The sequence below is a fragment of the Saccharibacillus sp. CPCC 101409 genome, from assembly GCF_030518235.1.
In the GTDB taxonomy this organism is placed as follows: Bacteria; Bacillota; Bacilli; order Paenibacillales; family Paenibacillaceae; genus Saccharibacillus.
In genome coordinates this window covers 42,861-53,655 of record NZ_JAULSA010000023.1, presented here as the reverse complement: position 1 = coordinate 53,655, position 10,795 = coordinate 42,861, and the positions used below count along the sequence as shown (strand labels likewise).

Below are 10,795 nucleotides of genomic sequence, written 5' to 3'. Positions count from 1 at the left end.
CGGATTCTCTTCATCGGGCTCGGGCGCTTCCTTTTTAGGCGTCCATGTGAAATGATAAGTTTGCGAAACGGTCAAGTTATATGTACAAACACCGACTTTTTCCTGGAATTTATCTTTATAAAGATAATTATTAGCTAGAACACTTCCGTATAGACTCTCCGAAGTCGGGATACCCTGCAGTACATCGAAGATTTCCCGGTCTCGCTGATCCGCTTTGATCATGGCGCTCGCATTGGGCTGCATAGCGGCGGAAGGCGAAGTAATCGTGCGGCCGTCACTGATGATGCATTCCGATTCAGGATTTTTCGGTGGGGTTTCTTCGGTGTATACTCGGTAGTGATCCGGATACTGATACGAATATGACGTATAAGTGTAGCTATATGCAGCGTAATAGTAGATCATGGCCTGCGCATCTTTTTCATTATCTTTATATTCACGCATCGGATCATTCGGGCTTTGACGAGTGTAGTACTTATATCCATCAGCATTGTGCTCTTGCGTAAAAGTGATCGTAGCAAAATCGAGACTTCGAACTGAATTACTACTTTGACCTGGTTCCAATCCTGCTAAAATTTCAATAATTTCCGTAGAATAGTGTGATCGTCCAGTGATGTCCAGATCACCGGTTGGAACATCTTTGTCATCTACTACGTCAACGTAGCCGTGTGATGGGATAGTCGGATTTTTTTGGTGAATAGTACTGGAGCGATTATCGATCATAGTTGTGTCAAACTGAAGTTTTGTTCCGCCAACTATTCCGTAAAAGGGCTCGGTTCTCCCATACTTTACCGTCATCTTGATTTTACGATTCGGATACTTTAGTAACGTTTTGGTTCCTACGGGCGTTGACATAGTTTCATAATCCGCTGAACTTGTGGGCAAATCTGCCACATGCCACCATGTTTCACCTGAGCCACCAGCCGTCCAACCGGTAGTGTAGCCACGCGTCCATGCAAACCACGATCCGTTTGATCCATTCTCGTTGGAAACGACTTCGATCGCTTCGCCATTAAACGGAATAGTTTGATTGAACGTTTGAGCGTTCACTTCAATCGTTTTCACTTCATCTGAACCCTTGTAAAAGACGATTTTTTCAATCTTATTTCCATTACCGGCATTCTCGTTGATAGTCGTCGTTGCAGTTGGCAATTTCCCGAATTTTAGTGAAGTTTTGTTTGGATGCTTGATGACGCCGGCTTCAGCGTTGTACATTACTTCTTTTTTAACCGGAGCCGCTTGAAGCGTTCCCTGTAGCGGAAAGAAAAACCTCAGCATACTGCTCATAACAAGCAGTATGCTGAGTCCGACGAACGTTATGCATTGTCGGATTCGATTCACGGTTGGATTCCTCTAAGCCGAAGAATCTCGCTGTCACTGAAACGTGTACCACCAGTTGGTGTTTCAAGTCGGACAACTAAGTCATTGCTGAGTTGAATTGTTCCTTTTTTAGGAATGATGATAGCTGGAACATCTGGCCAACTCTCTCGGTATACACTGGCTGTTTTGTTAAGTTTGCCATTAAAGAACGCCTCACGATCCGGGCTATTAAAACCATCAATGCGGAATGTCAGCATAGTTTGACTGTTATATTTTTTGTAAGGCGTATACTTTTTAGTGTCTTTGTTATAAGTAACACCACCTTTAAAGAACAAAATATAGCTGTTTTTCTGATCTTTGATCAACAAATTATCAACTGACGGACGATTATTATACCATTTCAACGTATTGATATTCGGCAGCAGCTTCAGATTCGGATCGTTTGGATCGGCTAGGTCTATAGCAACCAGAGCCTCCAACTTGCCTTGATAGAGCCCATCTTTAGATATGATCGTCATTTTACTTTCGTTCCACATCTCCTCTACCGAAGATTTACCGGCTTGTTTGACATCCGATTCTGTTGTCACCCACATCTCCGGCATCACCGTAAAAATATTCGTCCCGTGCCAGGCAATCTCCGCGCTGCCGACGGCGTACTTGTCGACGGACAATTTCTTCCCGGCGTTCGCCGACAGAATCCGCTCGATGATCACGATGGACTGCGCCCTTGTACTCAATCCGTCAAGTGCAATCTCGCCTTTGCCAACGCCGGTGATCAGTCCTTTTTTTGTCGCCAGGTACATCCATTTGTCGTCTTCTTTCGACGTTTCGCCGGCTGCCCGTGCTGCGATCCGCGCCATCTCTTCCCGCGTCATCGTCTTGTTCCAGCCTGCCTCATTGTTTGCGAAGTCGCCGCTTTCGTACAACCCGGCTTTTGTCGCTGCAGTTATGTAGGGGGTATACCACTTGCCCGACTCGCTGCCCACTTCAAGCTTCATGGCGGCGACGACCATCTTGACAAATTCGGCGCGTGTGACGCTGGCGTCGGGTTTGAAGGTGCCGTTGGCGTAACCTTCAACATAGCCTTTGGCGACGCCCGCCGCGATACTGCCGGCTGCCCAATGGCTCGATTTGACGTCGGAGAAACCGGACCCTGCCGCATGAACCGTCGGCGCCGCTCCCCATACGCCGCCGACCGTCAATACCCCAGCCAATGCCAATCCTGCCAGCCTCGTCAATCTTTTTTTCATTTTTCAACACTCCCCCTTATTTCTTCGGACCTTTTTCCCGAGAAATCTTCTTCTCTATTGTCGCTTGCTTGCCGCAATTGGGGAAGTCCCATTTTTTCCTGTCTATCCCTAAACGTCAACTTTTTAATCAAATTCACGCGAAAAAGCGGACGTCTCCTCCCTGTTGGAAGAAAAGGCGTCCGCATGCTTTGCGTCAATCTGCCGTGATTCAGATATGTTTCTTACTTTAATCTCCAGAGCGGGAAAAAGCAAGAGACCGTGCGAAAATTAAATTTATTTATCCAGTGTGAGTTCCAGCTGCACATTGATATCGTTTTCCGTGCTCAGGACGACCGAATGCGGGTTTTCCATACCGAAATCTTCGAACGTCACGGTCGTCGTGCCCGACAGCAGCAGCTGGCCGCCCTGGTAAGAAGCTTTGGCTTCGAACGTTACCGGCTTTTCAATGCCTTTGACCGTCAGGGTTCCGTCAAGCTTGAAGTCGTAGACTTCGCCTTCTTTCCATTCCGTCGGCAGCCCGTCGAACGACTCCGCCGTAAACGTCGCCTGCGGATACTGTCCCATCTGGAAATAGTCGTCGCTTTTGATATGCTCGTCGCGCTTGGCGTTGCCGGAATCGACCGCGTCGATCTCGATCGCGCCGCTGCCTTTCATCTGCGAAGCTTCGTTCACGTTCACATCCCATGTTCCGCTGACCTGGTCGTCGACGAAATTAACCGTTTCCTGCGACGTTGTCACCGAGAAATACACTTTCGACGCGTCCGCGATATTCCACGTTCCGTTCAAGTCGTCCGCCGCTACCGCCGCGCCGGAGGCGTCCGACCCGTTCGTTTCCGCGGCTTCCGCCGTTGATTCCCCGCCGGACGCCGTATTGGCTTCCGCCTGCGTCGGCAGCACGCTTTCGATTTCCACGTTGTTGCCCATGTAATTTTTCATCCAGGCATAGGTTCCGATTCCGATTACGATTACGGCCGCGAGCGCGGCGATCAGCCAGGTTCTTGTTTTTTTGGTCATGATATTCTCCTCCAGATGCTGTTTTTTTGCCAGCATAACAGCCCAATGTGTCGGGAAAATGTCAGGGAAGCGGTTCTGTAAAAAAATGCTTTATTTCAAACAAAACTGTCCAAAAACCCTTGCCGTGCGCCTTTTTGTGCGTAAGAATAGGAATCAACGAACAGAAACTCCTTTCCCTAAACACCAACATTTCAGACGCAAAAGCATAAGATGAACAAAGCCGACGAAAGGAGAAACTCGACGTGACCACGATCCTGATTATCGAAGACGAAGAAGCGATTGCCCGGGTGCTTGCCGCTTATCTCAAAAAAGCCGGTTTCGGCGTCGAGCGGGCGGCCGACGGAACGACGGCGATGCAAAGATTCAAAGAAACCGATCCCGCGCTCGTCCTGCTCGACGTCATGCTGCCCGGCGTCGACGGTTGGGAGCTGCTGGCCGATATTCGCCGGCGCGGCTCCTGTCCCGTCATCATGCTGACCGCGCTCGGCGATATCGACTACCGGCTGAACGGGCTGAACGGCGGAGCCGACGATTATATGACCAAACCGTTCGTGCCGGAAGAAGTGATTGCCCGGGTAAACGCCGTCCTGCGCAGACGGCCCGTATACAGCGGCGCCGACACCTGCACAAGTTTCGGAGCGCTTGTCATCGATCATCATGCGCAGCAGGTATCGCTGAACGGCGCGGAGATTCCGCTGACGCCCCGGGACTTGTCCCTGCTGATGTTTCTGTCGGAGCATCCCAACCGGATGTTTACACGCGAGCAGCTGATCGAACATGTATGGGGCATCGATTATGAAGGAAGCGACCGCGCCGTCGACCTGTCGATCAAAAGACTGCGTCAGGCGCTGTCGCACTGGCCGCCGGAGATCGGCGAGATTCGCACTTTACGGGGAACGGGGTATCAATTTTGGATAGCCGACTGAACGACCCAACCCACAAACCGGACTTGAATAAAACCGCCGCTTCGCGCGCGAAAAAGCCGCGCAGCCGCCGATCGACCTCCATCCTGTCCTACTGGACGCTGCGCTACTTTCTGATTATGTGCGCCGGCCTCGCCGTGATCGCCGCCGTCGCGCTTTACGGAATTCGCGAAACCGCGATGGACAACCGCTCCCGCACCGCCGCCATGCTCGGCCAGGAAGTCGCGGACCGCGTCACCGACGCCGACGGGAAACTTGAAGTGCCGGCCAATCTGGGCCCGATTCTCGACAACCGGATGAGGCTGTTCAATATCAACCTGGATGTCTGCCTGCTGGTCACCGACGCGGAAGGCAATCCCGTCTTTACGCGGCCGCAGATGACGCAGGAGCAGATTCGACAAAAGCTCGGGCTCGGCCGCAGCGGATCGTCCGGACCGGAATACCAGATGATCAAAACGCCGATCGTCAGCGGCAGTCAAGAAATCGGCACCGTGTATATCAGCCAGTATCGCAAAACGCCGGCGTACAGCTCTCACGAGCTGATCCTGTTCGCTTCGGTGCTCGGGATCGTCGTGCTGTCGGGCTGGTTCACGATCTACCTGCTTTCGCGCAAACTGTCCCGCCCGATCCGCCGCGTCGCCGAAAGCGCGCGGCAGATCCGCTCGGGACGGTACGATGTGGATCTGGAGGTGGAAAGCGGCGAACGCGAACTGGGCGAGCTGGTCGATTCGTTCCGCAGCATGGCGGGACGGCTGCACCAGCTCGAAGAATGGCGGGCGCTGTCGCTGGCCGGCGTCACCCACGAGCTGAAAACGCCGGTGACGTCGATCAAAGGGCTGGTGATGGCCGTGCGCGACGATGTGGTCGCCGGCGACGAAGCGAAAGAATTTCTCGATATCGCGCTGAAGGAATCGGAACGGATGGAGCGCATGGTCGCCGATCTGCTCGACTACAACGCATTCTCTTCGGGCAATGTCGCCGTGCGCAAAGACCGGCTCGACCTCAAACTGCTGGTGTCCGAGATCGTGTACCAGTGGAAGCTGCCGCACGAACACGATTCGATCGAGATCGATTACGACTTCCCGGAAGAAATGATCTATACGACCGGGGACGCCATGCGCATCCAGCAGATCGTCGTCAATCTGCTCAACAACGGGATGCAGGCCGCCCATCCCGACCGACCGCTGCGGCTGCTGATCTCGATCCGGGAGCGCAGCGGACGGATCGATGTCGAGATCGCCGACAACGGAGCCGGGATCAGCGACAAGGAACAAGCTTATATCTTCGATCGTTTCTACCGCGGCGAGGATAAAAAGCGGCGCACGCGCGGTCTCGGCCTCGGCCTGACGTACAGCCAGCTGCTGGCGCGCGCGCAGGGCGGCGAGCTGATGCTGCGCCGCAGCGGACCCGCCGGGACGGCGTTTTCGCTGGAACTGCCGCTGCTTTGAATCCGCCGCCCGATCTCTTCATCGCTTGCACTATTTATTCAAAAAAGCCCGAAAACCGCTTGCTGCGGCTTTCAGGCTTTTTTGCGTTTTTCCCACAGATTTCAGGCAGCGGTCTCGCCTTAATTACGAAAAACTTCTGGACTGAGTCTTCAGATCCATTCTCTTCGAAGTTTCAAAAACACTCGCCGTTCGCCATAAAAATTCGTCGAAATTTGCTTTTTAAATATCCGGATCTGCTTCGGTCGACAATTTTCATCTTTATTTTTAACTATATTTGATTTTCTCTATTGCTTCCTCCGCTTTCTAGTAGTATTATCGAACTACAACTTAAAGACTACTATAAAAGATAGAGGTGATCCAAATGAGCCTGTTAGTGGACTATTGTCCTAAGTGTGGGAATGTTTTTCAGAAGAATTTCCGGAACTTGTGCGCCTCCTGCAGCAGTCAAGCGGATAATGGACTCAAGCTGTGTTTGGATCGCTTGTGGTCTTATCCAAAAAGCACGACCGAAGACCTAGCTCAAGCAACCGGCGTTCCGCTGCAGGAGCTTTACGTACTGGTTAAATCCGGACGGTTGTCCAGCGCTTATCCGAACTTGACCTACCCGTGCGAATCGTGCGGTACCCAGACCCGAAGCGGCCGGCTTTGCCATTCGTGCAGCGGCGTTTTCCGCGCAGCGGCGGGCCCTGCGAAAGCCGAGACAAACCGTCAGGTGATTATTAAAACGACGGCCAGAGTTATGTATACGTCGCGCAACCGTTAAACGAATTTTATTTATTTACCCTACCCATCCATGTTCCGAATTTAAAGAGTCCCGGCAGCGGGGCTCTTTTTGCATGTTGTTCAAAAAGCCTATTCGCAGAATCTATAGTTCTTTTCGAACTTTGCACGCAAAAAAAACCGTCCTGCGCCTGTTTGGGCGTGTTGGAGACGGCTCTTTTTGACAAACGATCGATTAAACAAACGGATTGGTTCCGCGATGAAGCGAAGCAAGTCTTTGGACCTATACTTTGGAAGCGATCTGCTCGAATTTTCCCGATTCCTGCTCCGCATCTTCGTTAAAAAATTGCTGGAGCAGTTCGTACGAATGCAGGCGCTTGGCGAATTCGCGGATCGGACTGGTTACGATCAGCTCGTCGACGGCGCAGCGCGCGGCCGCTTCCCGGAGTTTTAAACCCACCGTGCGTTTGGAACCTCGAATCAGCGGAGAAGGAATATGCTCGATCCGGTAGCCCGCGCCCGATTCCCGGCCGAACTGTTCGGCCCGCTCCGGGTCGCCGACCGTAAGCTTCCTGCCGTTATCGAGCAGAATGCGATACAGATCCGAAGCGTCGGCAATGCCTTCGGCTTCTTCGTCCGTATCCGCCGCCGCGGCGGACAGCGCAAGAATCGCTTCGGGACGGCTTCCGTCCACCGATACGAAGCGCTCGCGATACAGCGTCAAAGCGGCTTCGGCCTGTTCCAGGCTCCCGTTGATAAACACGGAAAACACGTACGGGAGCCCAAGCCGCGCCGCCAGCTCCGCGCTGTCGAGGCTTGCGCCCAGCAGGTACGCGGGCACGGTCTGCTCCGGCAGCGGTTCGGCGCGCAGCCCGTCCAGCGGGCTTTCTTCCCCGCCAGGACTGCCGCCGCGCAAATAAACGTTCAACTCCTCCAGCTTGTCGTCCAGCTGCGCTTCTTCCGGCGCGCCGCGCCGCAGAGCAAGCGACGACCGGGGCAAACCGCCCGGCGCGCGGCCGATTCCCAGATCGACCCGTCCGGGCGCGAGGTTCGCGAGCACATTGAAATTCTCCGCTACTTTATACGGACTGTAATGCTGGAGCATCACGCCGCCGGAGCCGATCCGAATGCGATCGGTGGACGCCAGCAGATACGCAATCAGCACTTCGGGCGAAGAACCCGCTACGCCTTTGGAATCGTGATGCTCGGACACCCAGTACCGGTGATACCCGAGACGGTCCGCCAGACGGGCCAGTTCCACGCTGTGCCGAAACGCCGTCCGGGCGCTTTCTTCTTCGAATACCGGCGTTTGATCGAGAATGCTTAAACGAATACTCATGGCGGTCCTCTCTTTCGGGTTGAAGTGGTTCAGACGTGCAGTTCCGGCAGCGAAGCCGGTTCGTTCTCCCGGCGTTTCAATTCGATCCGAATCTCGGCCAGCGAGCGTTCCAGCCGGGATACGATCTCTTCCGACAGCGTATAACCGCCTTCGGGGCGGCGTTCGATCTCGCGGTCCACCGCGTAGACGCCGCCGAGAATATTGCGGGCGGACAGCGCGTTCAATACCGGCTTGAGCGCGTAATCGATTGCGAGCAGATGCGCGATGGTGCCGCCCACAAGCAGCGGCAGCACCGGCTTGTCGCGCAGTCCTTCCTGGGGAATCAGGTCGAGGAACGTTTTGAGCACGCCGGAATACGACGCTTTATACACCGGACTGGCGAACACGACGGCGTCGGCCTGCTCCACTTTGCGCAGCGCTTCCTTGATCTCTTCGCCCGCAAAGTTCGCGGTGATGAGATCGGTATGCGGCAGCTCGGCGATATGCAGCAGCTCGTGTTGCAATCCTTCTTCGTCGAGTCGGCCCTCCAGATACTGGACGGGGCCGTACAAACGGGACGTTAAATTCGGGCTTCCCGAAACGATCAGCAGTTTTTGCGGCATGGCGGTTCCTCCGTTTTCGTTAAAATCCAAACTCGGCGTGCACCTGGCGGTTCGCGCGGGGAGCGATCGGTTTAAAGCGGATAGTGGCAGGCGACGGCGCGTGCTGCGCCGATCTCCGAGAACGCCGGCTCCTGCTTGCGGCACAGATCGGTCGCCAGCGGGCAGCGGGTGTGAAAGCGGCAGCCGGACGGCGGGCTGGTCGGGGACGGAATCTCGCCGCGAACGGAAAACGATTCGCGGACGCCCGCGCCGGAGCCGGGAATGGAAGAAATCAGCGCTCGGGTATACGGATGGGCCGGGCTCCGGAACAATTCTTCGCCAGGCGCGATTTCCACCAGCTTGCCCAGATACATGACCCCGATCCGGGTGGAGATATGACGCACGACCTGGAGGCCGTGCGCGATAAAAACAGATGTCAGGCCGAGCCGGCCCTGCAAATCCTGCAGCAGATTGACGATCTGCGCCTGCACGGAAACGTCGAGCGCGGACACCGCTTCGTCGGCCAGAATAAAGCGGGGATTGACCGCGATCGCTCTGGCGATACCGATGCGCTGGCGCTGGCCGCCCGAGAATTCGTGCGGATAGCGGTTCTGCCAGGAAGCGCTGAGGCCCACCTGTTCGAGCAGCTCGCCGACTTTTGCGCGGCGCGCGGACGGCGACAGCTCGGTATGCACGCCGAGCGGCTCGGCGATGATATCGCCGATGCTCCAGCGCGGATCGACGGTTCCGTAAGGGTCCTGGTGGATGATCTGCAGGTCGCGGCGCGAAGCCCGCCAGCGCGCTTTGTCTTTGAGCGACAGTTCTTCGCCGCGATAAAGCACCTGTCCGGACGTCTGCGGCTCAAGCTGGAGCAGCAGGCGGCCGAGCGTGGATTTACCGCTGCCGGATTCGCCGACGAGACCGAAGGTCTCGCCTTCGGCGATCGACAGCGAGACGCCGTCCACGGCGTGGACTTTGCGTTTGGGACGCCCCCACCCGCCGCCGAGCGGGTAATGCTTGACCAGGTCCCGCGCTTCGAGCAGCGGGGACGTAAGGGCCGGCGCGGCTTCGAGCGGCGCGCCGGGAAGTGCGGCGAGGCGCGGCTTCGGCGGCTGCTCGGCCGGCGTGTCCCGGCCGGCGGCGGCTTGGGCGGCCGGGACGCGCCGGCCGCCGATCGAGCCCGCGGCGGCGAGCACCGCGGGCTCGCCGCGGTTCCAGCAGGCGGCAAGGCGGCCGCCGCCGAGTTCTTCCAGCGGCGGGACGCTTTCGCGGCAGCGGTCGGTCGCGAATGCGCAGCGCGGGTGGAAGCGGCAGCCGGACGGCATGTCCGAAAGGCCGGGCGGCGATCCTTCGATCGCCCGCAGCGGTTCGCCGGGGCGGCTGTCCAGCGCCGCGATCGAATTCAGCAGCCCGATGGTATACGGGTGCCGCGGGCTGCGCAGCAGCTCGGACGCCGGGCCCTGCTCGGCGATCTTGCCCGCGTACAAGACGACGATGCGGTCCGCCATTTCGGCGGCGACGCCCAGATCGTGCGTAATCAGCAGGATGGACATGCCCAGGCTGTCTTTGAGTTCGTTCAGCAGATCCAGGATCTGTGCCTGGATCGTGACATCCAGCGCCGTCGTCGGCTCGTCCGCGATCAGCAGCTCCGGTTCGCCGGACAGCGCCATCGCGATCATGGCGCGCTGGAGCATGCCGCCCGACAATTCGCCCGGATACTGCTTCATACGCAGCTCCGGATCGGGAATGCCGACGCGGCGCAGCAGCTCCGCGCCTTCTTTCCACAGCTTTGCGCCGCGCCCATGGCGGTGGGCGCGCATCGTCTCCGCAATCTGATGCCCGATCGTAAACACCGGATCGAACGCGGCCATCGGCTCCTGGAAGATCATCGCGATCCGTTTGCCGCGAATGCCGCGCATCACGGATGCGGGCAGCGATTGCAGGGCCGTTTCCCCGAGCGTAATGGAACCGCCGGCAATCCGGCCGTTTTCGTAATCGGTCAGCCGCATGATCGCTTTCGAAGCGATCGTTTTGCCGCTGCCCGATTCGCCGACAAGGCAGACCGTTTCGCCGGGCGCGATCGAGAACGAAATATCGGAGACCGCCGTCAGCGTGCCCCGCGGCGTATGTACGTCGATCGTCAATTCCTGTACGTCGAGCAGTGGTTTCATGAACACGATCTCCTTTCCTCGTCCGATGGTTT

At 56.5% G+C, this 10,795-nt stretch carries 8 protein-coding genes; 2 read left to right on the top strand and 6 right to left on the bottom strand.

What is annotated here, in order from left to right; all coding sequences use genetic code 11:
• From QWJ34_RS25225 to QWJ34_RS25215, 3 genes are all read right to left on the bottom strand, one after another.
• A partial coding sequence (locus tag QWJ34_RS25225; protein ID WP_302731864.1) for a DUF5704 domain-containing protein occupies nt 1-1,284 on the bottom strand: 1,284 nt, incomplete at its 3' end.
• Between the two features lie 50 nt (nt 1,285-1,334).
• Nucleotides 1,335-2,567 carry an S-layer homology domain-containing protein gene (locus QWJ34_RS25220; RefSeq protein ID WP_302731863.1) on the bottom strand — a complete coding sequence of 411 codons (1,233 nt, stop codon included), beginning with the start codon at nt 2,565-2,567 and terminating at the stop codon, nt 1,335-1,337.
• 273 nt (nt 2,568-2,840) lie between these two features.
• The gene (locus QWJ34_RS25215) at nt 2,841-3,581 is read right to left on the bottom strand and encodes a YceI family protein (RefSeq protein WP_302731862.1); all 741 of its coding nucleotides are present in this window, start codon (nt 3,579-3,581) and stop codon (nt 2,841-2,843) included.
• A 242-nt stretch (nt 3,582-3,823) separates the two neighbouring features.
• Here QWJ34_RS25215 and QWJ34_RS25210 point away from each other — a divergent pair, with 242 nt between their 5' ends.
• Complete coding sequence (locus QWJ34_RS25210) at nt 3,824-4,507, top strand: response regulator transcription factor (RefSeq protein ID WP_302731861.1); 684 nt, start codon at nt 3,824-3,826, stop codon at nt 4,505-4,507.
• Nucleotides 4,492-5,952 (top strand): HAMP domain-containing sensor histidine kinase, encoded by a 1,461-nt coding sequence (locus QWJ34_RS25205; protein ID WP_302731860.1) that lies wholly within the window; start codon nt 4,492-4,494, stop codon nt 5,950-5,952. Before QWJ34_RS25210 ends, QWJ34_RS25205 begins: the two co-directional genes overlap by 16 nt.
• 1,003 nt (nt 5,953-6,955) lie before the next feature.
• Here the strand turns inward: QWJ34_RS25205 and QWJ34_RS25200 are convergent.
• The 3 genes from QWJ34_RS25200 to QWJ34_RS25190 form a co-directional block, all read right to left on the bottom strand.
• Nucleotides 6,956-8,011, bottom strand: coding sequence for an LLM class flavin-dependent oxidoreductase (locus tag QWJ34_RS25200; protein WP_302731859.1), 1,056 nt, complete (start codon nt 8,009-8,011; stop codon nt 6,956-6,958).
• A 29-nt stretch (nt 8,012-8,040) separates the two neighbouring features.
• A complete protein-coding gene (gene ssuE, locus QWJ34_RS25195) occupies nt 8,041-8,613 on the bottom strand; it encodes an NADPH-dependent FMN reductase (RefSeq protein ID WP_302731858.1) in 573 nt (190 codons plus the stop codon).
• 71 nt (nt 8,614-8,684) lie between these two features.
• Nucleotides 8,685-10,763 carry an ABC transporter ATP-binding protein gene (locus tag QWJ34_RS25190; RefSeq protein ID WP_302731857.1) on the bottom strand — a complete coding sequence of 693 codons (2,079 nt, stop codon included), beginning with the start codon at nt 10,761-10,763 and terminating at the stop codon, nt 8,685-8,687.
• Nucleotides 10,764-10,795: the final 32 nt, after the last annotated feature.

What these genes read in the sequence shown, in the direction of transcription:
- QWJ34_RS25220 (WP_302731863.1), bottom strand. Translation starts at nt 2,567, where the DNA reads ATGAAAAAAAGATTGACGAGGCTGGCAGGATTGGCATTGGCTGGGGTA.
- QWJ34_RS25215 (WP_302731862.1), bottom strand. Translation starts at nt 3,581, where the DNA reads ATGACCAAAAAAACAAGAACCTGGCTGATCGCCGCGCTCGCGGCCGTA.
- QWJ34_RS25200 (WP_302731859.1), bottom strand. Translation starts at nt 8,011, where the DNA reads ATGAGTATTCGTTTAAGCATTCTCGATCAAACGCCGGTATTCGAAGAA.
- ssuE (WP_302731858.1), bottom strand. Translation starts at nt 8,613, where the DNA reads ATGCCGCAAAAACTGCTGATCGTTTCGGGAAGCCCGAATTTAACGTCC.
- QWJ34_RS25190 (WP_302731857.1), bottom strand. Translation starts at nt 10,763, where the DNA reads ATGAAACCACTGCTCGACGTACAGGAATTGACGATCGACGTACATACG.